The following is a 24555-nucleotide window of genomic DNA, read 5'->3' on the forward strand; positions in this document are numbered from 1 at the left end:
GACCGCCATGGGCGTGACCAACCGGTTGGCCTGTTACTCCGACCCCGCCGACCACTATTCCCACCGAGTACGCATCGTGCTCGCAGAGAAGGGTGTCAGCGCCGAGATCATCAGTGTGGAGGCGGGCCGTCAGCCGCCGAAGCTGATCGAAGTGAACCCTTACGGCAGCTTGCCCACCCTGGTCGATCGTGACCTGGCGTTGTGGGAGTCGACCGTGGTGATGGAATACTTGGATGAGCGTTACCCTCATCCGCCTTTGCTGCCGGTGTACCCGGTGGCGCGTGCCAACAGCCGCCTGCTGATCCATCGGATCCAGCGTGACTGGTGCGGGTTGGTGGATGTGATCCTGGATTCGCGTTCCAAAGAAGCCGCTCGTGTGCAGGCGCGCAAGGAATTGCGCGAGAGCCTCACCGGCGTTTCGCCGTTGTTCGCCGATAAACCTTTTTTCCTCAGTGAGGAACAAAGCCTGGTGGATTGCTGCCTATTACCCATACTCTGGCGTTTGCCGATTCTGGGCATTGAACTGCCACGGCCGGCCAAGCCGTTGCTTGATTACATGGAGCGCCAGTTTGCGCGTGAGGCTTTCCAGGCGAGTCTGTCTGGTGCCGAACGTGATATGCGCTAAGGCTTAAGGAGCCGTTGATGAACTCCAGTCGACCTTACCTGGTCCGCACGCTCTATGAGTGGATTGTGGACAACGATTGCACCCCGCACATGCTGGTCAATTCCGAATTTCCTGCGGTTCAGGTACCCCAGGGTTTTGCCAGTGACGGACAGATTGTGCTGAACGTATCGCCCAGTGCCGTGCGCCATCTGCACATGGACAACGAAGCGGTGAGCTTCGAAGGGCGTTTCGGCGGTGTGCCCCATACGCTGTTCGTGCCCATCGGTGCCATCCTCGGGATCTACGCCCGGGAAAATGGCCAGGGCATGGTGTTCGATCTGGAGTCGCCTTTAGAGGATGACGAAACGATCGAAGGCGAAGACGGCGATGATGTACCGCCACCGGATACCGAGCCGCCGCGCCCTAGCGGTCGGCCAAGCTTGAAAGTGGTGAAGTAGGCGGATTTCGCTTACACACCCGTCTGAAAAATGCCCCGACGTCGGTCGGGGCATTTTTTTTGCGTGAAGGATATGGATGAAAGTCGCGCCAGAACGGTGATCGTACAACCACCATGGGCTATGATGCGGTCTTTAGTTCGTCGAGAAAGATGGTTCATCATGGAAAACGCCAGTGCCGCCCCACGTCTTCCCCGCAAGCGCCGCAGCCTTGCCCAGGAATTGGTCACGGTGTTGTCCGAGCAGATCCGCGATGGCCAGCTCAAACGCGGCGACAAGCTGCCGACCGAGTCGGCGATCATGGACGCCCATGGCGTCAGCCGGACGGTGGTGCGTGAAGCCATCTCGCGCCTGCAAGCGGCGGGGCAGGTCGAGACTCGCCACGGTATCGGCACCTTCGTGCTGGACACGCCAAGCCCCAGCGGTTTTCGCATAGACCCGGCCACCGTGGTGACCTTGCGCGATGTGCTGGCGATTCTGGAGCTGCGTATCAGCCTGGAAGTGGAGTCTGCGGGCCTCGCGGCGCTGCGTCGCAGCGATGAGCAACTGGCGGCCATGCGTGCGGCCCTCGATGCCTTGAATGAAAGTGCCGCCCACGCCGGCGATGCGGTGGCGTCAGACTTTGCCTTCCATCTGGAAATTGCACTGTCTACCGGCAACCGCTACTTCACCGACATCATGACCCACCTGGGCACCAGCATCATTCCGCGTACCCGCCTGAATTCGGCGCGCCTGGCCCATGATGATCAACAGCACTACATGAGCCGTTTGAGCCGCGAACACGAAGAGATTTATGAGGCGATAGCCCGCCAGGATTCGGATGCGGCGCGGGCTGCGATGCGCTTGCATTTGACCAATAGTCGCGAACGACTGCGTCATGCCCATGAAGAGGCAGAGGCGCAGCGGGTCTGAGGTCATTCATATCCCGTGTGGGAGCTGGCTTGCCTGCGATGGCAGTGTGTCAGTCACTTAGCTTGTCACTGAACAACTGCATTCGCAGGCAAGCCAGCTCCCACATTTGATCTCCGTTATCTGGAGTACCGCGTCTATTTAGCTGGCGGGTTGGTTTGGCTTGTAGTCTTTAAGCAGTAAATACGTACTCCACCCCCACCAATCATTGGTCCAGTGCTTGTCGTTCAAATCGTTGACGTCCTTGCGCCGCAGCACCTTGTCCCCCTCCATCTTGAACAGCGGCGAGAAGTTATTCGCCGGGTTTTGCGCGGCGTTCAGGTCGGGCACATACAGCGGTGCCTTGAACTCAGCCGGGGAGGGCGCGATACCGCTGATGAAGGTTTCGAAGATTTCATCTGCCGAGGCCTGTACCGCCCGTTTGACCTGCACGCGATTGTCGGCGTCGATGCTGTCGAAGTAGCGCTTGTCGCCGTAGGCATGCCACTGAGCGCCCATGGCATTGCGCACCTTGAGCCCGAATTTACTGTCTTCATCGTGCATAAAGCGGCTGATCAGGGAGCCGAGTTCTCCAGGCGTCACCACCGCTGCCAGTTGTTTGCGCGGTACCCGCAGGTGGCCGGCGGAAAACAGGTCGGTCAAAAAATGATCGGCAAAGCTGTTCATGGCGTAGGCCAACTCCAGGGCCTGGTCGGTGCCGGTCTGATGGGCCACTACTGCCTGTTGCAAGGCTGCCGTATGGCCGGCCAAGTAGGCGGACAAGGCCCATTCACCGAAGTGGTCGGCGTTGTCCGCTGCCAGCTTCAGGTAGCGGCCCAGCGGGACGAGGGCCGAAACAGCACTGCCACCACCGGTAATGCGGTTCCACTCCTCCGACAACGTATCTCCCAGGGCGTCATAGGCTTCATGAGGCTGCTTGCCGTCCTTGATCGCCTGGTTGACGGCGTTGATCTCCTTTTGCATCACCGCCAGGATTTTTTGCGCTTCTTCCCGTGAAGCAGGCAACACGGCAAGAGAATTGAAGGCCGCGGTGAAGCGTTGCACGCGCTCGGCCGGAGAATTGCCATCGCTGATCGGTTGGCCGGGGATGCCATAGAAGTCGCCGCCCAGGGCGATCACTTGGCCATAGGTCAGCGCAAGCCCGTTGGGCAGGTGCAGTTCGACTTGGCGCGCAGGAATGGCCGGGGCGTCCTTGACGAAGCGAAGCAGGGTGTCATCGCCGATGGCGGTGTGTTCACCGCCTTCGAAGCGCAGGGTAGGTGGTGTTTTTTCGGGTGCTGCAAGTTCAAGACCTGACATGTTAGCTCCTTGCTATGTCGTAGGAATCTTCCGTGATAACTGTATATGCATACAGTTATCTGAATCATAGGTGAGAAATTTCCTACGTCAAGAGCCGCGTCTTAAGCCTTCGCAGGATTACGCCGGATGAATTGCAGTTGACGAATCTATTTATAGTTGTACGATGACGTACGACATCATCAAAACCAACAACAACCTTTCGTTAGAAAGTCTTCGCCCAGGGTGTTCGAATAATGAATCCACAAGAACTGAAGTCCATCCTCTCCCACGGTCTGCTGTCTTTCCCGGTGACCGATTTCAACGCCCAGGGTGATTTCCACCAGGCGGGTTACATCAAGCGCCTGGAATGGCTGGCCCCTTATGGCGCCAGCGCCTTGTTCGCCGCAGGTGGCACAGGTGAGTTTTTCTCCCTGGCGGCCAGCGAATATTCCCAGGTGGTGAAAACCGCCGTGGATACCTGTGCGTCCAGCGTGCCGATCCTGGCCGGTGTAGGCGGTGCCACCCGCCAGGCCATCGAGTATGCCCAAGAGGCCGAACGCCTCGGCGCCAAAGGTTTGTTGCTGCTGCCGCACTACCTCACCGAAGCCAGCCAGGACGGGGTTGCCGCCCACGTTGAAGCCGTGTGCAAGTCGGTCAAGATCGGCGTAGTGGTGTACAACCGCAACGTCTGCCGCCTGACCGCACCGCTGTTGGAGCGTCTGGCCGAACGTTGCCCGAACCTGATCGGCTATAAGGATGGCCTGGGTGATATCGAGCTGATGGTGTCGATCCGCCGTCGCCTGGGCGACCGTTTCAGCTACCTCGGTGGCTTGCCGACCGCAGAGGTTTACGCCGCGGCCTACAAGGCCCTGGGCGTGCCGGTGTACTCCTCGGCGGTGTTCAACTTCATCCCCAAGACTGCGATGGATTTCTACCACGCCATTGCTCGCGAAGATCACGCCACCGTGGGCAAGATCATTGACGACTTCTTCCTGCCATACCTGGATATCCGTAACCGCAAGGCCGGTTACGCGGTGAGCATCGTCAAGGCCGGTGCGAAAATCGTCGGTTATGACGCAGGCCCGGTGCGCACGCCACTGACCGACCTGCTGCCGGAAGAGTACGAAGCCCTCGCCGCGCTGATCGACAAGCAAGGCGCGCAATAAATTATCCACAAGGCCGCTGAGCAATCAGCGGCCTTTTGCGTCAGGAGAAGATTCGTGTCCCAGGCAAAGCGTTTTGAGAACTACATCAATGGCGAATGGGTAACCGGCGCCGACTACTGCACCAATATCAACCCGTCGGATGTGTCCGACGCCATTGGCGAATACGCCAAAGCGGACGTGGCCCAAGTCAACGCGGCCATCGACGCTGCCCGCGCCGCGTTCCCGGCGTGGTCCACCTCCGGTATCCAGGCGCGTCACGATGCGCTGGATAAAGTCGGCAGCGAGATTCTCGCCCGTCGTGAAGAACTCGGCACCCTGCTGGCCCGCGAAGAGGGCAAGACCCTGCCTGAAGCCATTGGCGAAGTGACCCGTGCCGGCAATATCTTCAAATTCTTCGCCGGTGAATGCTTGCGCCTGTCGGGCGATTACGTGCCGTCGGTGCGCCCGGGCGTCAACGTTGAAGTGACCCGCGAAGCCCTCGGTGTGGTGGGCCTGATCACCCCGTGGAATTTCCCGATCGCCATCCCCGCGTGGAAAATCGCCCCGGCCCTGGCCTACGGCAACTGCGTGGTGATCAAGCCTGCCGAACTGGTGCCGGGCTGCGCCTGGGCCTTGGCCGAAATCATCTCCCGTGCCGGCTTCCCTGCCGGTGTGTTCAACCTGGTGATGGGCAGTGGCCGTGTGGTTGGCGACGTATTGGTCAACAGCCCGAAAGTCGATGGCATCAGTTTCACCGGGTCTGTGGGCGTTGGGCGTCAGATCGCCGTCAGCTGTGTATCGCGCCAGGCCAAGGTGCAGTTGGAAATGGGGGGCAAAAACCCGCAGATCATTCTCGACGATGCCGACCTCAAGCAGGCTGTCGAGCTGTCGGTACAGAGTGCGTTTTACTCCACCGGCCAGCGTTGCACCGCGTCGAGCCGCTTGATTGTCACCGCGGGTATCCACGACCAGTTTGTCGCCGCCATGGCCGAGCGCATGAAGTCGATCAAGGTGGGCCACGCTTTGAATAGCGGCACCGACATTGGCCCGGTGGTATCCCAGGCTCAGTTGGATCAGGACCTGAAATACATCGACATCGGCCAGAGCGAAGGTGCCCGGCTGGTGAGTGGGGGCGGCCTGGTGACCTGCGACACCGAAGGCTATTACCTGGCGCCCACACTGTTTGCCGACAGTGAAGCGGCCATGCGCATCAGCCGTGAAGAGATCTTCGGCCCGGTGGCCAACGTGGTGCGCGTGGCGGACTACGAGGCGGCGCTGGCCATGGCCAATGACACCGAGTTTGGCTTGTCGGCCGGTATTGCCACCACCTCGCTCAAATATGCCAACCACTTCAAGCGCCACTCCCAGGCCGGGATGGTGATGGTCAACCTGCCGACGGCGGGGGTGGATTACCACGTTCCATTTGGTGGCCGTAAGGGCTCATCCTACGGTTCGCGTGAGCAAGGTCGCTATGCGCAAGAGTTCTACACCGTGGTGAAAACCAGCTACATCGGTTCGTAACACGCAGCACCCCGTGGCACCGGCTCCAGGTGGGAGCTGGCTTGCCTGCGATAGCATCACCTCGGTCTGGCTGACACACCGAGGTGCCTGCATCGCGGGCAAGCCCGGCGCCCACATAGAGCGGTTTCCACGGCAAAAAAAAATGATTACCCGCAAAAAAAATAATTAGTGGGAGTACTTCTACATGCAAGCGACCAAGCCGACCCACGTCCGCTATTTGATCCTGCTCATGCTGTTCCTGGTGACCACGATCAACTACGCCGACCGGGCCACCATCGCTATCGCCGGCTCCAGCCTGCAAAAAGACCTCGGTATCGACGCGGTCACCCTCGGTTATATCTTCTCTGCATTCGGTTGGGCCTACGTGGCCGGGCAAATTCCCGGTGGCTGGCTGCTCGACCGTTTCGGCTCGAAAAAAGTCTATGCCCTGAGCATCTTCACCTGGTCGCTGTTCACCGTGCTGCAAGGCTATGTCGGTGAGTTTGGCGTCTCCACTGCGGTGGTCGCGCTGTTCATGCTGCGCTTCATGGTGGGCTTGGCCGAGGCGCCTTCGTTTCCGGGAAATGCCCGTATTGTTGCGGCGTGGTTCCCTACGGCGGAACGCGGCACTGCGTCGGCGATCTTCAACTCGGCCCAGTACTTCGCCACGGTGTTGTTCGCGCCGTTGATGGGCTGGATCGTCTATCGCTTCGGCTGGCAGCACGTGTTTATCGTGATGGGTGTGATCGGCATTGTTTTCTCGCTGATCTGGCTGAAAGTTATCCACAGCCCGCGCCAACATCCGATGATCAACGAGGCCGAGTTCAATCACATCGCCGCCAATGGCGCGATGGTCGATATGGATCAGGACAAGGGCAAGGGTAAAAAAACCGACGGGCCGAAGTGGGATTACATCCGTCAGCTCCTGACCAACCGTATGATGCTCGGCGTCTACCTGGGCCAGTACTGCATCAATGGCATCACTTACTTCTTCCTGACCTGGTTTCCGGTGTACCTGGTGCAGGAGCGTGGCATGACCATCCTCAAAGCCGGCTTCATTGCCTCGTTACCGGCGATCTGTGGCTTTATCGGCGGGGTGCTCGGCGGGGTGATTTCCGACTACCTGCTGCGCAAGGGTCATTCGCTGACCTTCGCACGCAAGGCGCCGATCATCGGTGGCCTGCTGATTTCCAGCAGCATCGTGGCGTGCAATTACGTGGACATCGAATGGATGGTGGTGGGCTTCATGGCGTTGGCCTTCTTCGGCAAAGGCGTTGGCGCACTAGGGTGGGCGGTGGTCTCCGACACCTCGCCGAAACAGATCGCCGGGCTCAGTGGCGGCTTGTTCAACACCTTCGGTAACCTGGCGTCGATCACCACGCCGATTGTCATCGGCTACATCATCAGCACCACCGGCTCGTTCAAGTGGGCCCTGGTGTTTGTCGGCGCCAACGCGCTGGTGGCGGTGTTCAGTTACCTGGTGATTGTCGGCCCGATCAAGCGCGTGGTGCTCAAGGAGCCACCTACCAAGGGTCCTGAGTTGACCAACCTTTCTCAAGCGCATTCCTGAGGTTCGTGTGATGCAGTTGATTGAACATGCTGACTCGCCGCGCTCGATCCGTTTGCACGAGCGCGACAATGTGGTGATCGTGGTGAACGATCAAGGGGTACCCGCCGGTACCGAGTTTCCCGACGGCCTGGTCACCGTGGATTTCATCCCGCAGAGCCACAAGGTGACCCTGGAAGACATCCCCGAGGGCGGCCAGATTATTCGCTACGGCCAGACCATCGGTTATGCCCTGGCGCCGATTCCTCGCGGCAGTTGGGTGCAGGAGGACCAGTTGCGCATGCCCACCGCACCGCCGCTGGACAGCTTGCCGCTGTCCACCGAGGTGCCTGAAACCCAGGCGCCCCTGGAGGGGTTTACCTTCGAGGGCTATCGCAATGCGGACGGCACCGTGGGCACGCGCAACATCCTCGGCATTACCACCACCGTGCAATGCGTTACCGGCGTGCTGGACCATGCGGTCAAGCGCATCAAGGACGAGTTGCTGCCTCAATACCCGCATGTCGATGACGTGGTGGCGCTGACCCACAGCTACGGTTGCGGCGTGGCGATTACGGCGACGGATGCCTACATCCCCATCCGCACCGTGCGCAACCTGGCGCGCAACCCCAACCTGGGCGGCGAAGCCTTGGTGATCAGCCTGGGCTGTGAAAAGCTCCAGGCCGGCCAGGTGATGCACGACAACGACAGCTCCGTGGACCTGAGCGAGCCGTGGCTGTATCGCTTGCAGGATTCCAGCCATGGCTTTACCGAAATGATCGAGCAGATCATGGCCCTGGCCGACGTGCGCTTGAAAAAACTCAACCAGCGCCGCCGCGAAACCGTGCCGGCCTCCGAGTTGATCCTGGGCATGCAGTGCGGCGGCAGCGATGCGTTCTCCGGCATCACCGCCAACCCGGCGCTGGGGTATGCCTCGGATCTGTTACTGCGCGCCGGCGCGACGGTGATGTTTTCCGAAGTGACTGAAGTGCGCGATGCGATTTACCTGCTGACCTCACGCGCGCAGAACCCGGACGTCGCCCGCGAGCTGGTCCGGGAAATGGACTGGTATGACCGTTACCTGGCCAAGGGCGAGGCAGACCGCAGCGCCAATACCACGCCGGGTAACAAGAAGGGCGGGCTGTCGAATATTGTCGAGAAGTCGTTGGGCTCCATCGTCAAATCCGGCAGCAGTGCCATCAACGGCGTACTTGGCCCTGGCGAGCGCTTCAAGGAAAAGGGCCTGATCTTCTGCGCCACACCGGCCAGTGATTTTGTCTGCGGCACCTTGCAACTGGCAGCGGGGATGAACCTGCACGTGTTCACCACCGGGCGCGGCACGCCGTATGGGCTGGCGATGGCGCCGGTGGTGAAGGTTTCGACCCGCACCGAGCTGGCCCAGCGTTGGCCGGACCTGATCGATATCGACGCCGGGCGCATTGCCACGGGGCGGGCGAGTATCGAGGAGCTGGGTTGGGAGCTGTTCCACTTCTATCTGGATGTGGCCAGCGGCAAGAAGCAGACCTGGGCAGAGCGGCATAAGCTGCATAACGACATCACGCTGTTCAACCCGGCGCCGATTACCTGAGACCAGGCGCTAACCTGTGGGAGCTGGCTTGCCTGCGATAGCGGTGCATTAATTATGAGTGCATCGGCTGACACATCGCCATCGCAGGCAAGCCAGCTCCCACATTTGAATGGCGTTGCCCACACGAACCCGCTCGTACTGGCTTATCATTAGCCAACTAACGACGCCCACCAAGGTTCTCCCCGGCATGCTGGCAATCTTCCTCACCACCCTCACCATCACCGCGCCGGTGTTTGCCATGCTGTTCCTGGGCGTGTTTCTAAAGCGCATCAACTGGATCAATGACAACTTTATCCACACCGCATCGTCCCTGGTGTTCAACGTGGCCATGCCGGCGCTGCTGTTCCTTGGTATTCTGCATGCCGACCTGCACTCGGCGCTCAAGCCGGGCCTGCTCATCTACTTCTGCGTCGCCACCCTGGTGAGCTTTGCCGTGGCCTGGGGTTGGGCGATCTTTCGCTGCAAGCGCGAAGACCGAGGCATCTACGCCCAAGGCGCGTTTCGTGGCAATAACGGGGTCATCGGCCTGGCACTGGCGGCCAGTATGTACGGCGATTACGGCATATCCCTGGGCGCGATCCTCGCCGCGCTGGTGATCCTCTTTTACAACACGCTGTCGACCATTGTGCTGGCGGTCTATAGCCCGGTGATCAAGTCCGACCCGTGGAGCATCTTCAAAAGCGTATTGGCCAACCCGCTGATTATCAGCGTGATCGTCGCTACGCCGTTCGCCTACTTCCAGATCGGCGTGCCCGGTTGGCTTGAGAAATCCTTGCAGTACCTGTCCGATACCACGCTTCCGCTGGCGTTGATTTGCATCGGTGGCACCTTGTCCATGGCCGCGCTGCGCAAGAGCGGCAACATGGCGTTGAGCGCCAGCCTGATGAAGATGATCTGGCTACCGGTGATCGCCACCCTGGGCGCGTGGTTGCTGGGGTTCCGAGGGCCGGAGTTGGGGATTCTGTTCCTGTATTTCGGCGCGCCGACCGCCGCCGCAAGCTTTGTGATGGCCCGGGCGGCGCAGGGTAATCATGAGCTGGCGGCCGCGATTATCGTGATCACCACGCTGATGGCGGCGGTGACCACGAATATCGGGATTTTTGTGTTGCAGGCGGGTGGTTGGATCTGAAATCGGCGGGCAGCTTGAGGCCCCATCGCAGCGATGCGGCGACCCGACAAGCCAGCTCCCACATGTGGACGTGTGAATACCCTCAAGTGTGGGGGCCGGCTTGCCTGCGATAGCTACAGGACAGTCACTGCTGATCGGCCTGATACGCCTCAATCACTTCCTGCGCCGCCCGAAACGCATCAATCGCTGCCGGCACCCCTGCATACACCGCGCAATGCAGCAGCGCTTCGCGAATCTCCTCCACCGTACAGCCATTATTCAGCGCACCGCGCACATGGCCCTTGAGTTCCTGCGGGCACTTGAGGGCGGTGAGGGCGGCGAGGGTGATCAGGCTGCGGGTCTTGAACGGTAACCCTTCGCGGTTCCAGACGCTGCCCCACGCGTGCTCATTGACGAAGTCCTGCAGCGGCTGGGTGAACGCCGTGGCATTCCCCAGGGCGCGGTCGACGAACGCATCGCCCATGACCTGGCGACGTACTTCAACCCCGGCTTTTTTCTGATCGGTCATTGCGATTCCCTCTTGTGTTGGCGGTGCCAGGCGCGCAGTGAGGTGAACAACAGCAGAGCCCCTAACGCCGGCAGGACGTAATACAGCATCAATTGTTCAAGCTTGTTGGCCAGCGGCATGCCAGTGGTGAAGGCCATGACATGCAGACCGTACGCCAGGTACAGCCCCAGCAGCACCAGCCCTTCGATACGTGTTACCCGATAGCCGGTATAGAACACCGGCAGGCACAGGATGATGGCGCCGAGCATCACCGGTAAATCGAAGTCCAGGGCGTTGGGCGAGACCGACAGCGGCGTCGGCGCCACCAGTGCGGTAAAACCCAGCACGCCGAGCAGGTTGAACAGGTTGCTGCCGATCACGTTGCCCACCGCGATCTCCCGTTCGCCACGCAACGCGGCGATCAGCGACGTGGCAAGGCACGGCAGCGAGGTGCCGACGCCGATCAACGTGAGGCCGATGACGCGCTCCGACAATCCGAGATCGCCCGCTACATCCACCGCTGCGCCGAGCAACAAATGCCCGGCCAGCACCAGCACCAGCAAACCGCCGAGCATCAGCAGCACACTGCTCAGCCATGGCGCCTTCGCCACGGTGTCCAGAGTGCGCGGGCGGCGGGAATGACGCGTCTGGTAATGCAATACGCCAAGGTAGGCCACCAGCGCCACCAGCAGCACGGCGCCATCGAGGGGCGTCAGCATTTCGTTAGCCGCCAGGATAAATACCAGCAGGCCGGCGACGATCATCACCGGGATATCCACGCGCACCAGTTGCCGCGAGACCCGCAACGGAATGATCAGTGCGGACAAGCCCAGGGTCACGAGGATATTGAAGATACTGCTGCCGATGACACTGCCCACGGCGATATCCGTGTTGCCGGCCAGAGTGGCCTGAAGGCTGACGGTCATCTGCGGCGCACTGCTGCCGAAGGCGACAATGCTCAAGCCGATGATCAATGGCCGCACCTTGAGGCTCGCTGCCAGGCGTACCGCGGCGCGTACCAGGATTTCAGCGCCGATGATCAGCAAGATCAGGCCACCCACCAGTTCGAGCAGGCTCCAGGGTGAGAGGGCGTTCAATCCGAAAATGCTCAAGGCTGCCTCGATCAGTTGTTCAGGGCTTGCACGCGTACCCGGGCGGTACCGCTGCGCAGCATGCGCAGTTGCTCGGCAGCCTTGCGTGAAAGGTCGATCAGGCGGCCACGGGTATGCGGGCCGCGATCATTGATACGCACCACGACAGAACGGTTGTTGTCGAGGTTGGTCACCTTGACCTGCGTGCCGAAGGGCAGGCGCCGATGGGCGGCGGTCAAGGCGTTCTGGTTGAAAGGTTCACCGCTGGCGGTTTTCTTGCCATGGTGCTTGGCGCCGTAATAGGACGCGGTGCCGGTTTCGTCGTAGCCGTTGGGGTCGATGAGGCCGCTGGCGCAACCGGCCAGCAGGGAGGACAGGGCCAGGAGGCCGAGTAGACGCTTCATTGTCAGGAAGTCCCAGATGTAAATGTGGGAGCTGGCTTGCCTGCGATAGCATCGGCTTGGTGTAACTGAAACACCGAGGTGTCTGAATCGCAGGCAAGCCAGCTCCCACAAAAGGTCGGGGTGTAGGTGAAACTCCACTCCAACCATTTCACCGCAATCAGCCTTCGAGCTTGCTTTTGAGCAGTTCGTTCACCTGTTGCGGGTTGGCTTTGCCCTTGGAGGCTTTCATCGCCTGGCCGACAAAGAAGCCGAACATCTTGCCGCGCTTGGCTTCGTCTGCGGCGCGGTATTGCTCGACCTGTTCGGCATTGGCCGCGAGCATTTCATCGAGGACGGCCGAGATCGCGCCGCTGTCGGTGACTTGCTTGAGGCCACGCTTCTCGATGATCTCGTCGGCATTGCCTTCACCGGCGGCCATCGCTTCGAACACGGTCTTGGCAATTTTGCCGGAGATGGTGTTGTCCTTGATGCGCAGCAGCATGCCACCCAGTTGTTCGGCGGTGACCGGCGCTTCGTCGATTTCCAGGCCCTGTTTGTTCAACAGGCTGCCCAGCTCGACCATCACCCAGTTGGCCGCCAGCTTGGCGTCGCCGGCAATGCTCACGACTTTTTCGAAGTAGTTGGCTTGTTCACGGCTGGAGGCCAGGACGCTGGCATCGTAGACCGACAGGCCGAACTGCTCCTGGAAGCGCTCGCGTTTTTGCTGCGGCAGTTCCGGCAGGGTGGCGCGGATATCATTGAGGAAGGAATCCTCCAGCACCACCGGCAACAGGTCCGGGTCGGGGAAGTAACGGTAGTCGTTGGCTTCCTCTTTACTGCGCATGGCGCGGGTTTCGTCTTTGTTCGGGTCGTACAGGCGCGTTTGCTGGATCACCTTGCCGCCGTCTTCGATCAGCTCGATCTGGCGACGTACTTCGCTGTTGATCGCTTTCTCGATGAAGCGGAACGAGTTGACGTTCTTGATCTCGCAGCGGGTGCCGAACTCGACCTGGCCCTTGGGGCGGATCGACACGTTGCAGTCGCAACGCAGCGAGCCTTCGGCCATGTTGCCGTCGCAGATGCCCAGGTAGCGCACCAGCGCGTGGATGGTCTTGACGTAGGCCACGGCTTCCTTGGCGCTGCGCATGTCCGGCTCGGACACGATCTCCAGCAGCGGCGTGCCGGCACGGTTCAGGTCGATACCGGTAGCGCCCGGGAATTCTTCGTGCAGACTTTTGCCGGCGTCTTCCTCCAGGTGTGCACGGGTGACGCCGACGCGCTTGATGGTGCCGTCTTCCAGGGGAATGTCCAGGTGGCCCTTGCCGACAATCGGCAGTTCCATCTGGCTGATCTGGTAGCCCTTGGGCAGGTCCGGGTAGAAGTAGTTCTTGCGCGCAAACACGTTGTGCTGGCCGATTTCGGCGTCAATCGCCAGGCCGAACATCACCGCCATGCGCACCGCTTCCTGGTTCAGCACCGGTAGAACGCCGGGCATGCCCAGGTCTACCAGGCTGGCCTGGGTATTGGGTTCTGCGCCGAACGTGGTGGCGCTACCGGAGAAAATCTTCGATTGGGTGGCGAGCTGGGTATGAATCTCCAGCCCGATAACAACTTCCCATTGCATAGTGTTCTCCTCAGAAGCCGGTAGGGGTGCGGGTGTGCCAGTCGGTATTCAACTGGTACTGGTGCGCCACATTGAGCAGGCGGCCTTCCTGGAAATATGGGGCGAGCAATTGCACGCCCACCGGCAGGCCATCGACGAAACCTGCGGGCATGGACAAGCCCGGCAAGCCCGCGAGGTTGGCGGTGATGGTGTAGAGGTCTTCCAGGTATTCGGCGATCGGGTCGCCGGTCTTGGCGCCGATCTTCCACGCCAGGTTTGGCGCGGTCGGGCCGAGGATCACATCGACTTCTTCAAAGGCGGCCATGAAGTCGTTCTTGATCAGGCGACGGATTTTTTGCGCCTTGAGGTAGTACGCGTCGTAGTAGCCGGCCGACAGGGCGTAGGCCCCGACCATGATCCGACGCTGCACTTCACTGCCGAAGCCTTCACCGCGGGAGCGTTTGTACAGGTCGGTGAGGTCTTTCGGGTTCTCGCAGCGGTAGCCGAAGCGCACGCCGTCGAAACGCGACAGGTTGGAAGAGGCCTCCGCTGGCGCGATCACGTAGTAGGCGGGAATCGCGTGCTGGTTGTTCGGCAGGCTGATTTCCTTGATCACGGCGCCAAGCTTTTCCAGCTCTTTGATGCTGTTTTGCACCCGTTCGGCGATACGCGGGTCGAGGCCGGCGCTGAAGTATTCCTTCGGCACGCCGATGCGCAGGCCCTTGATCGAGGTGTTCAGGCTGGCGCTGTAGTCCGGCACTGGCTCGTCGATGCTGGTGGAGTCCTGTTTATCGAAACCTGCCATGCCTTGTAACAATATTGCGCAGTCTTCAGCCGTGCGTGCCAGAGGGCCGCCCTGATCAAGACTTGAGGCGTAGGCGATCATGCCCCAACGGGAAACGCGACCGTAGGTCGGCTTCAGGCCGGTGAGGTTGGTGAAGGCGGCTGGTTGGCGGATCGAACCGCCGGTATCGGTGGCGGTAGCGGCCGGCAGGAAGCGTGCGGCCACGGCCGCAGCCGAACCACCGGACGAACCACCCGGGACGTGTTCCAGGTTCCACGGGTTTTTCACCGCGCCGTAGTAGCTGGACTCGTTGGCCGAACCCATGGCGAATTCGTCCATGTTGGTCTTGCCAAGGGTCACGGCGCCGGCGGCGGCCAGCTTGGCGACCACAGTGGCGTCGTAGGGTGCCTTGAAGTTGTCGAGCATCTTCGAGCCGCAGCTGGTGCGAATGCCCTGGGTGCAGAACAGGTCCTTGTGGGCGATCGGTGCGCCGAGCAGCGCACCGTTCTCACCGTTGGCGCGACGGGCGTCGGCGGCCTTGGCCTGGCTCAGGGCCAGCTCCTCGGTGAGGCTGATGAAGCTGTTGACCTTCGGATCGAGCGCGGCGATACGCGCCAGCAAGGCCTGGGTCAGCTCTTCGGAAGAAAACGATTTGTCGGCGAGACCGCGGGCGATCTCGGCCAGAGTCATGTGATGCATGAAAGGCTCTTTCCCTTTAGTCGATGACTTTCGGAACCAGGTACAGGCCGTTTTCGACCGCTGGCGCGATGGACTGGTAGGCCTCGCGATTATTGCGTTCGGTCACGACGTCTGCGCGCAGGCGCTGGCTGGCTTCCAGTGGGTGAGCCAGGGGCTCGATGCCGTCGGTATTCACGGCCTGCATTTGGTCGACCAGCCCGAGAATGCTGTTCAGGGCTGCGGTGGTCTGTGGAAGATCGGCATCATTAAGGCCAAGCGAGGCCAAATGTGCGATTTTTTCCACGTCGGAGCGTTCAAGCGCCATGGGATTCTCCAGTGGAAAACAGAACGGAGGGCGTCCGTGTGTTAGATTGTCGGAACACTACCGCATTTCTACGGTCATAAGGCCGCGATTGTGGGGGTTGGTGCACAGAAAGTCGGCCAATTTAGCACATTGGCGCCTTGCCCAAAATCCCTGTCGTTGTTAGAGTTTGCCGCACTTTTTTACCCACGCGTTGCCTAGGGTCCTTTCCCCATGTTCAAGAAACTGCGTGGCATGTTTTCCAGCGATCTCTCTATTGACCTGGGCACTGCCAACACCCTTATTTACGTGCGCGAGCGCGGTATCGTTCTGAATGAGCCATCGGTTGTGGCCATTCGGACCCATGGTAATCAGAAAAGTGTCGTTGCCGTTGGCACCGAGGCCAAGCGCATGCTCGGCCGTACACCAGGCAATATTGCTGCCATTCGTCCGATGAAGGATGGCGTGATCGCCGATTTCAGCGTCTGCGAAAAGATGCTGCAGTACTTCATCAACAAAGTTCACGAAAACAGTTTCCTGCAGCCCAGCCCTCGCGTGCTGATCTGCGTTCCGTGCAAGTCCACCCAGGTGGAGCGTCGCGCCATCCGTGAATCGGCCCTTGGCGCCGGTGCCCGTGAAGTATTCCTGATCGAAGAGCCAATGGCGGCTGCGATCGGTGCCGGCCTGCCGGTGGAAGAAGCGCGCGGTTCGATGGTGGTGGATATCGGTGGTGGTACTACCGAAATCGCCCTGATTTCCCTGAACGGTGTGGTGTATGCCGAATCCGTGCGCGTGGGCGGCGACCGCTTCGACGAAGCGATCATCACTTATGTGCGTCGTAACTACGGCAGCCTGATCGGCGAATCCACCGCCGAGCGCATCAAGCAGGAAATCGGCACCGCTTACCCAGGCGGTGAAGTGCGCGAAGTCGATGTGCGCGGTCGCAACCTGGCCGAAGGCGTTCCACGTGCCTTCACCCTGAACTCCAATGAAGTGCTGGAGGCTCTGCAAGAGTCCCTGGCCACCATCGTTCAGGCGGTGAAAAGTGCCCTGGAGCAATCGCCGCCGGAGCTGGCTTCCGATATTGCCGAGCGTGGCCTGGTACTGACCGGTGGTGGCGCCTTGCTGCGCGACCTCGACAAGTTGTTGGCCCAGGAAACCGGTCTGCCAGTGATCGTCGCCGAAGACCCGCTGACCTGCGTTGCCCGTGGCGGTGGTCGTGCGCTGGAAATGATGGATAAACACACCATGGACCTGCTCTCCAGCGAATAAGATTGCCTGGATGGTTCATGCTTCGTCGGCAGGCAGCACTTTGCAGTGCTGCCTGTTGGCGTTTATCTTCTTCAATCTGCATCCAGGCCGGTTTGATGCCGTATGAATAAAGAGAACATTTGCCTGGGAGGAGCGGCTTATTAAACCGCTTTTCGCCAAAGGCCCCTCATTGGGTGTGCGCTTATTGGTGCTGACCGTGCTTTCGGTCGCGCTGATGGTGGTCGATGCCCGCTTTGCACTGCTCAAGCCGGTGCGCAGCCAGATGTCGCTGGTGTTGATGCAGACCTACTGGATCACCGACCTGCCGCAACGTCTCTTCCAGGGCGTGTCCAGCCAATTTGGCAGCCGCACCGAACTGGTCGCCGAGAACGAAAAACTCAAGACTGAAAACCTGCTGTTGCAGGGGCGCATGCAAAAGCTGGCGGCCCTCACCGAGCAGAACGTTCGGCTGCGCGAGTTGCTCAATTCTTCCGCGCTGGTCAACGAAAAGGTCGAAGTGGCCGAGCTGATCGGCATGGACCCCAACCCCTTTACCCACCGCATCATCATCAACAAGGGTGAGCGCGACGGTGTGGTGCTTGGCCAGCCGGTGCTCGATGCCCGTGGCCTGATGGGCCAGGTGGTGGAGTTGATGCCCTACACCTCGCGGGTGCTGTTGCTGACGGATACGACCCACAGTATTCCGGTACAGGTCAACCGTAACGGCTTGCGCGCAATTGCCAGCGGCACCGGTAACCCGGAACGCCTGGAGCTGCGCCATGTGGCGGACACCGCTGACATCAAGGAAGGCGACCTGTTGGTCAGCTCTGGCCTGGGCCAGCGCTTCCCGGCGGGTTATCCGGTGGCGACGGTCAAAGAGGTGATCCACGATTCCGGCCAGCCGTTCGCTATCGTTCGGGCGGTACCGACTGCCGCGCTGAACCGCAGCCGGTACCTGCTGCTGGTGTTCAGCGACAACCGCACCCCGGAAGAGCGCGCTAACGACGCTGCCCAAGCCCAGGAAGCGGAGGACCAGCAGAATGGCACCGCGCCTATCGTGCCGGCCACGGTGCCAAAACCTGCTTTTGTTGGCCCACCTGCACCCGCGCCAGCCACGTCACCTGCACCGGCAACGGCAGCACCTGTGGCGACACCGGCCAAACCTGCAGCGCAGCGCCCGGCTAAACCAACCGCCGCTCCGGCCACCACACCGCAGAGGGGGGACTAATGGCGGGTACTCATTCACGCAATGGCTGGATCGTCTGGCTGACCTTCGCCATCGGCTTGCTGCTCAGTGTTTCGCCGCTGCCGCAGTTCATGGAAATCCTGCGCCCGCTCTGGCTGGCCTTGTTGCTGGCGTTCTGGTCATTGAACCTGCCGCACAAGGTGGGCATGGTCACGGCCATGTGCCTGGGCTTGGCCGAAGATGTGCTGTATGGCACCTTGCTGGGCCAGAACGCGTTGATCCTGACCCTGATTACCTTCCTGGTGCTGTCGTTGCAACAGCGCTTGCGCATGTTCCCGATGTGGCAGCAGTGTTTGGTGATCCTGGTGATCTTCGGCCTGGCGCAGTTAGTGCAACTGTGGCTCAGCGCGTTGACCGGCAACCGCCAGCCGACCCTGGCGCTGGTCTTGCCGGCGCTGGTCAGCGCCTTGTTATGGCCCTGGATCAGTTTTGGCCTGCGTGGGCTGCGTCGTCGCTATAAAATCAATTGAATGGATTGCGAGGCTCTGCCTGGTTATCGAACCCCACAGGGAGAGTCTGCAATGAATTCGCTTTATCTGGCCTCTGGCTCCCCGCGGCGACGTGAACTGCTGGCCCAGATCGGTGTGCCCTTCACCCTGGTCAGCGCCGCTATTGATGAAACTCCCCTGAACGACGAACCTGCCGTTGCCTATGTCGAGCGCCTTGCGCGGGGCAAGGCGACGGCAGGTTTTGTCGCGCTTGGTCATACCTCGGGCACCTGCGTATTGGGAGCCGACACGGCGGTGATTGTCGACGGGCGGATCCTGGGCAAGCCGGTGGACCAGGCTGATGCACTGGCCATGCTGATGGCTCTTTCCGGCCGCGAGCATGAAGTACTCACCGCCATCGCCCTGACCGACGGCCAGCAATGTGAAACCCGATGTGTCAGCAGCCGTGTACGTTTCCGCGAGGTTTCTGTGCGGGAGGCTACCACCTACTGGCACAGTGGCGAACCGCAGGACAAGGCCGGCGGCTATGCTATCCAAGGGCTGGGTTCGGTGTTTGTGGCCGGGCTTAATGGCAGCTATTCCGCCGTGGTTGGCCTGCCAGTCTGCGAAACCGCGCAACTGCTCGCCCAATTCGGCATACCCTGTTGGCAAAACCTTACCGTGTGCTGAACGCCATATTCCAGCGCCAAGCCTTAAGCGACCGGTCACTATTGTGAAAACGCCTGAACGAGACCCAGCCATGAGTGAAGAGATTCTGATCAATATCACGCCGATGGAATCGCGCGTGGCGGTGGTAGAGAACGGTGTTCTGCAAGAAGTGCATGTCGAACGCACCCAGAAGCGCGGGATCGTCGGCAATATCTACAAAGGCAAGGTGGTGCGCGTATTGCCGGGCATGCAGGCGGCCTTCGTCGACATCGGCCTGGACCGTGCAGCGTTTATCCATGCCTCGGAAATTTCCCTGCGCGAGGGCCCTGCGGTGGAAAGCATCAGCGCTCTGGTGCACGAGGGCCAGAGCCTGGTGGTGCAAGTCACCAAGGACCCCATTGGTTCCAAGGGCGCCCGCTTGACCACCCAGTTGTCGATTCCGTCGCGCTACCTGGTGTACATGCCGCGCACTGCCCATGTGGGCATTTCCCTGAAGATTGAAGATGAAGCCGAGCGCGAGCGCCTGAAGAAGGTGGTCAGCGACTGCGTCGCCGCCGAGGGCATCAAGGAAGCGGGCGGGTTTATCCTGCGCACCGCCGCAGAAGGCGCTGGCGCTGACGAGATCCTCATGGATATTCGCTACCTGCGGCGCCTGTGGGATCAGATCGACGCGCAGATCAAGACCATCGGCGCGCCCAGCGTCATTTATGAAGACCTTGGCCTGGCGCTGCGCACGCTGCGCGATCTGGTCAGCCCGAAGATCGAGAAAATTCGCATCGACTCGCGGGAAACCTTTCAGCGCACCACGCAATTTGTCGCTGAGTTGATGCCAGAAATCGCCGATCGCCTGGAACACTACCCCGGCGAGCGGCCGATATTCGACCTGTATGGCGTCGAAGACGAAATCCAGAAAGCCCTGGAGCGCAAGGTGCCACTCAAGTCCGGCGGCTACCTGGTGGTGGACCCGGCAGAAGCCATGACCACCATCGACGTCAACACCGGTGCCTTCGTGGGCCATCGCAACCTTGAAGAGACGATCTTCAAGACCAACCTCGAAGCGGCCACGGCCATCGCTCGTCAACTGCGCCTGCGTAACCTGGGCGGCATCATCATCATCGACTTCATCGACATGGAAGATGAAGAGCACCAGCGCCAGGTGCTGCGTACGCTTGAAAAACAACTGGAGCGCGATCACGCCAAGACCAACATCATCGGCATCACCGAGTTGGGCCTGGTGCAGATGACCCGCAAGCGCACCCGTGAAAGCCTGGAACAGGTACTGTGCGAGCCGTGCAGCAGTTGCCAGGGGCGCGGCAAGCTGAAGACCCCGGAAACGGTTTGCTACGAGATTTTCCGCGAGATCCTGCGCGAGGCACGCGCCTATCAGGCCGAAGGTTATAGAGTGCTTGCCAATCAGAAGGTGGTGGATCGCCTGCTGGATGAAGAGTCCGGTAACGTCGCCGAACTGGAAAGTTTTATCGGTCGCACCATTCGCTTCCAGGTCGAAACCATGTATTCCCAGGAACAATACGACGTGGTGTTGCTCTGATCCCCAACTGTGCACTTTCTTCGAGACCGGCAGACCTTGATCTGCGGTCCGCTAACTGTTTTTTGAGGGTCGCCTGACATGGAGCGTCTGATACGCTTTTTTGCCGCTTTGACCCGTTGGGGCCTGGGCCTGTGTGCGTTGCTGCTGGTATTGGCGGCGGTGTACGTGAGCCTGGGGCGCGAACTCACCCCGCTGGTGGCCGAATACCGCGCCGAAGTCGAGGCCAAGGCCCAGGCTGCGCTGGATACGCCGCTGCATATCGGTAGCCTTGAAGGCCGCTGGAGCGGGTTTGCCCCGGTATTGCTGGCCCACGACGTCATGGTCGGCGAGGGCAGCAGCGCCTTGCGCCTGGACCAGGTGCAAGTGGTGCCGGATATGTGGGCCAGCCTGTTGGCCCGCGAAGTGCGTATCGCCCATCTGCAAGTCAGTGGCTTGCAACTGAGTGTCAAGGAAGACCAGGACGGCCGCTGGACCCTGCAAGGCTTGCCGGTGCAGGACGACCAGCCGTTGGACCCGCAACAACTGCTGACGCGCATGCAAATGGTCAAGCGCGTGTCGGTGCTGGACAGCCAGGTGACCCTGCAACCCTTCGACCAGGCACCAGTGAGCGTGACTTATGTGGGCCTGAGCCTGCATACCGGCATGAGCCAGCAGCGTCTGGACGCTCGCCTGACATTGCCCGATGGCCAACCGTTGGCGGTCAGCCTGCGTAGCCGCATTCGTGCCAGCCAGTGGCAAGACGCTGAGGTCGATGCCTACCTGAGCCTGCCGCAGAGCGACTGGGCAAAGTGGATTCCCGCCAAACTGACCCAGCAATGGAAGCTGACGCAATTGAAGGCCGGCGGCGAGTTTTGGCTCAGTTGGGCCAAAGGCACGGTGCAAAGCGCGGCGGTACACCTCAATTCGCCCCAAGTGAAGGGCAGTTACGCCGACCGTAAGCCGGTGCATCTTGAAAACCTGGCCCTGACCGCCTACCTGCAGCGCAGTGACGCTGGCCTCAAGGTGCTGTTTGATTCCCTGGCGATGAACATTGGCGAAACCCGTTGGGAGTCGCGCCTGCAATTGCAGCAAAGCCTGGCGACCGACAAGGAACAGGAAGTGTGGAAATTGCAGGCCGACCGTCTCGACCTGACCCCCATTACCCCGTTGCTCAACGCCTTGGCGCCGCTGCCGGACGGTTTCGCCAAGGCCGTCGAACACCTCAAAGCTACTGGCCTGTTACGCAATGTGCTGGTGGACTTCCGACCGCAAGACACCACCGATCGCAAACTCAGTTTTGCCGCCAACCTGGAGCGTGTCGGCTTCGATGCCTACTTCGGCGCGCCGGCCGCACGCAATGTGTCCGGCAGTATCAGTGGCGACCTGGGCCAGGGTGAGTTGCGCATGGACAGCAAAGACTTTTCCTTGCATCTGTATCCGATCTTCGCCAAACCTTGGCAGTACATCCAGGCCAATGCGCGCCTGACCTGGAAGTTGGACAAGCAAGGCTTCACCCTGATCGCCCCGTATATCAAGGTCCTGGGGGAGGAAGGCAAGGTGGCGGCGGACTTCCTGATTCGCCTGCATTTCGACCACAGCCAGGAAGACTACATGGACCTGCGGGTCGGCATGGTCGATGGCGATGGCCGTTTCACCCCCAAGTACCTACCGGCCGTGTTGAGCCCGGCGCTGGATGAATGGCTGCGCACGGCGATCCTCAAGGGCGCGGTGGACGAAGGCTTCTTCCAGTACCAGGGCTCGCTCAGCCACAATGCGCTGCCCGCGTCGCGCAATATCAGCCTGTTCTTCAAGGTGCATGATGCCGAGCTCGCCTTCCAGCCGGGCTGGCCTCATGTGAACAAGGTCAATGGCGAAGTGTTTGTCGAGGAGAGCGGCGTACGCATTCTGGCGAGCAAGGGCCAGTTGCTCGACACCCAGGTCAAGGATGTCTACGTCAATATCCCCCACGCCCCAGCGGGCGGGGACAGTCATCTGCTGCTCACGGGCGGGTTCTCCGGCGGTTTGGGCGACGGCCTGAAGATCCTTCAAGAAGCCCCTATCGGCACGGCGTCTACGTTCGCCGGCTGGAAAGGCGAGGGCGACCTGCAAGGTAGCCTGGACCTGGACGTACCGCTGGCCAAAGGCACTGAGCCCAAGATCGTGGTGGACTTCAAGACCGACAAGGCGCGCCTGCAATTGGCCGAGCCGCCGCTGGACCTGACCCAGCTCAAGGGTGATTTTCGCTTCGACAGCGCCAAGGGCCTGAGCGGGCAGAAGATCTCGGCCCAGGCGTTCGACCGCCCCATCACGGCGCAGATCTTTGCCGAAGGCAAACCGGGCAATATCAGCACGCGGGTGACTGCCAATGGCCAGGTCACCGTCAAGCGCCTTACGGACTGGTTGAAAATCAGCCAGCCGTTGCCGGTCTCCGGCGATATTCCGTACCAGTTGCAAGTGATCCTGGATGGCGCGGACAGCCAGTTGATGGTCAACTCCAACCTCAAGGGTGTCGCGGTGGACCTGCCGGCACCGTTCGGCATGCCCGCCAGCCAGGGGCGTGACAGCACCTTTCGCATGACCTTGCAGGGTGCTGAGCGCCGTTACTGGTTTGATTACGGCGAGTTGGCGAATTTCACTTTTGCCGCGCCGCCGGACAAGTTCAATGATGGCCGCGGCGAACTGTTCCTCGGCGACGGTGATGCCATGTTGCCCGGTGCTAAAGGCCTGCGCATTCGTGGCGTGCTGTCGGAACTGGATATCGATCCCTGGAAGAAACTTGTGGATCGTTACGCGGGCAACGATCCAGGTGGCAATGCCAAGCAACTGCTCAGCGGTGCGGACTTCAAGGTGGGCAAACTGACCGGGTTTGGTACCCAGTTTGATCAGGTCAGCTTGCAGCTCGATCGCAAACCAGCGGCCTGGGGCCTGCAACTCGATAGCCAGCAAGCCAAGGGCGCGGTGAACCTGCCGGACGCCAAAGGCGCGCCGATTGCGGTCAACCTCAAGTATGTGAAATTGCCTGCGCCAGACCCGACCGCGCAGGCGGACGAAAACGCGCCGGACCCGCTGGCCGATATCGACCCAAAAAGCATTCCGGCGCTGGATATTGCCGTCGACCAGCTGTTCCAGGGCTCGGACCTGATCGGGGCCTGGTCGCTGAGGATCCGCCCCACCGCCAAGGGGCTGGCCTTCAATAACCTCGACCTTGGCCTCAAGGGCATGCTGCTCAAGGGCGCCGGGGGTTGGGAAGGTGCGCCAGGCGCCAGCAGCAGTTGGTACAAGGGCCGCCTTGATGGCCGCAACATTGCCGACGTGCTCAAGGGCTGGGGTTTTGCGCCTACGGTGACCAGCGAAGATTTTCATCTGGACGTGGATGGCCGCTGGCCGGGTTCGCCGGCCTGGGTCGGGCCCAAGCGGTTTTCCGGCAGCCTGGATGCCGCGTTCCGTAAAGGTCAGTTCGTCGAAGTGGAGGGCGGTGCCCAGGCATTGCGAGTGTTTGGCCTGCTTAACTTCAACTCCATTGGCCGGCGTTTGCGTTTGGACTTTTCCGACTTGTTCGGCAAGGGCTTGAGCTACGACCGGGTCAAAGGCTTGTTGGCCGCCAGTAATGGCGTGTTCGTGACCCGCGAGCCCATCACCATGACCGGGCCTTCCACCAACCTGGAGCTTAACGGCACCCTGGATCTGGTGGCCGATCGCGTCGACGCCAAATTGCTGGTCACCTTGCCTGTGACCAACAACCTGCCGATTGCGGCGCTGATTGTCGGTGCGCCGGCCATTGGTGGTGCGCTGTTTTTGATCGACAAGCTGATCGGTGACCGGGTTTCGCGCTTCGCCAGTGTGCAATACAAGGTGCAAGGTCCCTGGAAGGATCCAAAAATCACCTTCGACAAGCCATTTGAAAAGCCAAACTGAGAGCCTGTGGAGTAGCATGGCCCCATGCCCTGTATGG

At 60.7% G+C, this 24555-nt stretch carries 21 protein-coding genes; 14 read left to right on the forward strand and 7 right to left on the reverse strand.

Annotated elements, in window-relative coordinates; translation table 11 throughout:
• Positions 1-7 precede the first annotated feature (7 nt).
• The 3 genes from CLM72_RS04665 (at position 8) to CLM72_RS04675 (ending at position 1971) form a co-directional block, all read left to right on the forward strand.
• Positions 8-625, forward strand: a complete 618-nt coding sequence (locus tag CLM72_RS04665; protein WP_003188529.1) for a glutathione S-transferase N-terminal domain-containing protein — start codon at positions 8-10, stop codon at positions 623-625.
• 17 nt (positions 626-642) lie between these two features.
• The gene (locus tag CLM72_RS04670; protein ID WP_105225771.1) at positions 643-1062 is read left to right on the forward strand and encodes a ClpXP protease specificity-enhancing factor; all 420 of its coding nucleotides are present in this window, start codon (positions 643-645) and stop codon (positions 1060-1062) included.
• A gap of 159 nt (positions 1063-1221) precedes the next feature.
• Complete coding sequence (locus CLM72_RS04675; RefSeq protein WP_034126291.1) at positions 1222-1971, forward strand: FadR/GntR family transcriptional regulator; 750 nt, start codon at positions 1222-1224, stop codon at positions 1969-1971.
• Positions 1972-2109: 138 nt separating this feature from the next.
• On the opposite strand, the gene CLM72_RS04680 is transcribed toward CLM72_RS04675, so the two are convergent.
• Positions 2110-3267 (reverse strand): phospholipase, encoded by a 1158-nt coding sequence (locus CLM72_RS04680; protein WP_105225772.1) that lies wholly within the window; start codon positions 3265-3267, stop codon positions 2110-2112.
• A gap of 233 nt (positions 3268-3500) precedes the next feature.
• On the opposite strand from CLM72_RS04680, the gene kdgD reads away from it, so the two are divergent.
• From kdgD to CLM72_RS04710, 5 genes are all read left to right on the forward strand, one after another.
• On the forward strand, positions 3501-4412 hold the full coding sequence (gene kdgD / locus CLM72_RS04685) for a 5-dehydro-4-deoxyglucarate dehydratase (protein ID WP_003188537.1): 912 nt from the start codon (positions 3501-3503) through the stop codon (positions 4410-4412).
• A gap of 54 nt (positions 4413-4466) precedes the next feature.
• A complete protein-coding gene (locus tag CLM72_RS04690; protein WP_047712588.1) occupies positions 4467-5912 on the forward strand; it encodes an aldehyde dehydrogenase family protein in 1446 nt (481 codons plus the stop codon).
• A 184-nt stretch (positions 5913-6096) separates the two neighbouring features.
• Positions 6097-7461, forward strand: a complete 1365-nt coding sequence (locus CLM72_RS04700) for an MFS transporter (protein WP_014716915.1) — start codon at positions 6097-6099, stop codon at positions 7459-7461.
• 10 nt (positions 7462-7471) lie between these two features.
• Entirely contained in the window at positions 7472-9025 is a 1554-nt protein-coding gene (garD, locus tag CLM72_RS04705; protein ID WP_105225774.1) for a galactarate dehydratase, read from the forward strand.
• 187 nt (positions 9026-9212) lie between these two features.
• Positions 9213-10154, forward strand: coding sequence for an AEC family transporter (locus tag CLM72_RS04710; RefSeq protein ID WP_034126295.1), 942 nt, complete (start codon positions 9213-9215; stop codon positions 10152-10154).
• A 124-nt stretch (positions 10155-10278) separates the two neighbouring features.
• On the opposite strand, the gene CLM72_RS04715 is transcribed toward CLM72_RS04710, so the two are convergent.
• The 6 genes from CLM72_RS04715 to gatC form a co-directional block, all read right to left on the reverse strand.
• Positions 10279-10662 (reverse strand): carboxymuconolactone decarboxylase family protein, encoded by a 384-nt coding sequence (locus CLM72_RS04715; RefSeq protein ID WP_105225775.1) that lies wholly within the window; start codon positions 10660-10662, stop codon positions 10279-10281.
• Positions 10659-11738, reverse strand: a complete 1080-nt coding sequence (locus CLM72_RS04720; protein ID WP_105225776.1) for a calcium/sodium antiporter — start codon at positions 11736-11738, stop codon at positions 10659-10661. Before CLM72_RS04720 ends, CLM72_RS04715 begins: the two co-directional genes overlap by 4 nt.
• Positions 11739-11764: 26 nt before the next feature.
• Positions 11765-12136: a septal ring lytic transglycosylase RlpA family protein gene (locus CLM72_RS04725; protein WP_054897024.1), complete on the reverse strand. Its 372-nt coding sequence runs from the start codon at positions 12134-12136 to the stop codon at positions 11765-11767.
• A 157-nt stretch (positions 12137-12293) separates the two neighbouring features.
• Positions 12294-13739: an Asp-tRNA(Asn)/Glu-tRNA(Gln) amidotransferase subunit GatB gene (gatB, locus tag CLM72_RS04730; RefSeq protein ID WP_105225777.1), complete on the reverse strand. Its 1446-nt coding sequence runs from the start codon at positions 13737-13739 to the stop codon at positions 12294-12296.
• 10 nt (positions 13740-13749) lie between these two features.
• The gene (gene gatA, locus CLM72_RS04735) at positions 13750-15201 is read right to left on the reverse strand and encodes an Asp-tRNA(Asn)/Glu-tRNA(Gln) amidotransferase subunit GatA (RefSeq protein WP_105225778.1); all 1452 of its coding nucleotides are present in this window, start codon (positions 15199-15201) and stop codon (positions 13750-13752) included.
• Between the two features lie 16 nt (positions 15202-15217).
• Positions 15218-15505, reverse strand: coding sequence for an Asp-tRNA(Asn)/Glu-tRNA(Gln) amidotransferase subunit GatC (gene gatC, locus CLM72_RS04740; protein WP_003188556.1), 288 nt, complete (start codon positions 15503-15505; stop codon positions 15218-15220).
• A 210-nt stretch (positions 15506-15715) separates the two neighbouring features.
• On the opposite strand from gatC, the gene mreB reads away from it, so the two are divergent.
• From mreB to CLM72_RS04770, 6 genes are all read left to right on the forward strand, one after another.
• Positions 15716-16753: a rod shape-determining protein MreB gene (gene mreB, locus CLM72_RS04745; RefSeq protein WP_002555108.1), complete on the forward strand. Its 1038-nt coding sequence runs from the start codon at positions 15716-15718 to the stop codon at positions 16751-16753.
• 139 nt (positions 16754-16892) lie between these two features.
• Entirely contained in the window at positions 16893-17960 is a 1068-nt protein-coding gene (gene mreC, locus CLM72_RS04750; RefSeq protein WP_105225779.1) for a rod shape-determining protein MreC, read from the forward strand.
• Positions 17960-18448 carry a rod shape-determining protein MreD gene (gene mreD / locus CLM72_RS04755; RefSeq protein ID WP_003188558.1) on the forward strand — a complete coding sequence of 163 codons (489 nt, stop codon included), beginning with the start codon at positions 17960-17962 and terminating at the stop codon, positions 18446-18448. Before mreC ends, mreD begins: the two co-directional genes overlap by 1 nt.
• A gap of 51 nt (positions 18449-18499) precedes the next feature.
• Positions 18500-19096: a nucleoside triphosphate pyrophosphatase gene (locus CLM72_RS04760; RefSeq protein ID WP_054897022.1), complete on the forward strand. Its 597-nt coding sequence runs from the start codon at positions 18500-18502 to the stop codon at positions 19094-19096.
• Between the two features lie 70 nt (positions 19097-19166).
• Positions 19167-20624 carry a ribonuclease G gene (gene rng / locus CLM72_RS04765; RefSeq protein WP_003188562.1) on the forward strand — a complete coding sequence of 486 codons (1458 nt, stop codon included), beginning with the start codon at positions 19167-19169 and terminating at the stop codon, positions 20622-20624.
• 78 nt (positions 20625-20702) lie between these two features.
• A complete protein-coding gene (locus CLM72_RS04770) occupies positions 20703-24518 on the forward strand; it encodes a YhdP family protein (protein ID WP_105225780.1) in 3816 nt (1271 codons plus the stop codon).
• Positions 24519-24555: the final 37 nt, after the last annotated feature.

Origin of the sequence: Pseudomonas sp. MYb193, assembly GCF_002966775.1 — a bacterium.
GTDB classification, from domain to species: Bacteria; Pseudomonadota; Gammaproteobacteria; order Pseudomonadales; family Pseudomonadaceae; genus Aquipseudomonas; species Aquipseudomonas paracarnis.

Bases quoted from the DNA above. Each gene is read 5' to 3' on its own strand.
- gatB (WP_105225777.1), bottom strand. From the start codon at position 13,739: ATGCAATGGGAAGTTGTTATCGGGCTGGAGATTCATACCCAGCTCGCC.
- CLM72_RS04710 (WP_034126295.1), top strand. From the start codon at position 9,213: ATGCTGGCAATCTTCCTCACCACCCTCACCATCACCGCGCCGGTGTTT.
- CLM72_RS04715 (WP_105225775.1), bottom strand. From the start codon at position 10,662: ATGACCGATCAGAAAAAAGCCGGGGTTGAAGTACGTCGCCAGGTCATG.
- gatA (WP_105225778.1), bottom strand. From the start codon at position 15,201: ATGCATCACATGACTCTGGCCGAGATCGCCCGCGGTCTCGCCGACAAA.
- CLM72_RS04680 (WP_105225772.1), bottom strand. From the start codon at position 3,267: ATGTCAGGTCTTGAACTTGCAGCACCCGAAAAAACACCACCTACCCTG.
- gatC (WP_003188556.1), bottom strand. From the start codon at position 15,505: ATGGCGCTTGAACGCTCCGACGTGGAAAAAATCGCACATTTGGCCTCG.
- CLM72_RS04725 (WP_054897024.1), bottom strand. From the start codon at position 12,136: ATGAAGCGTCTACTCGGCCTCCTGGCCCTGTCCTCCCTGCTGGCCGGT.
- CLM72_RS04770 (WP_105225780.1), top strand. From the start codon at position 20,703: ATGGAGCGTCTGATACGCTTTTTTGCCGCTTTGACCCGTTGGGGCCTG.
- mreD (WP_003188558.1), top strand. From the start codon at position 17,960: ATGGCGGGTACTCATTCACGCAATGGCTGGATCGTCTGGCTGACCTTC.
- rng (WP_003188562.1), top strand. From the start codon at position 19,167: ATGAGTGAAGAGATTCTGATCAATATCACGCCGATGGAATCGCGCGTG.
- kdgD (WP_003188537.1), top strand. From the start codon at position 3,501: ATGAATCCACAAGAACTGAAGTCCATCCTCTCCCACGGTCTGCTGTCT.
- garD (WP_105225774.1), top strand. From the start codon at position 7,472: ATGCAGTTGATTGAACATGCTGACTCGCCGCGCTCGATCCGTTTGCAC.
- mreB (WP_002555108.1), top strand. From the start codon at position 15,716: ATGTTCAAGAAACTGCGTGGCATGTTTTCCAGCGATCTCTCTATTGAC.
- CLM72_RS04665 (WP_003188529.1), top strand. From the start codon at position 8: ATGGGCGTGACCAACCGGTTGGCCTGTTACTCCGACCCCGCCGACCAC.
- CLM72_RS04760 (WP_054897022.1), top strand. From the start codon at position 18,500: ATGAATTCGCTTTATCTGGCCTCTGGCTCCCCGCGGCGACGTGAACTG.
- CLM72_RS04675 (WP_034126291.1), top strand. From the start codon at position 1,222: ATGGAAAACGCCAGTGCCGCCCCACGTCTTCCCCGCAAGCGCCGCAGC.
- CLM72_RS04700 (WP_014716915.1), top strand. From the start codon at position 6,097: ATGCAAGCGACCAAGCCGACCCACGTCCGCTATTTGATCCTGCTCATG.
- CLM72_RS04670 (WP_105225771.1), top strand. From the start codon at position 643: ATGAACTCCAGTCGACCTTACCTGGTCCGCACGCTCTATGAGTGGATT.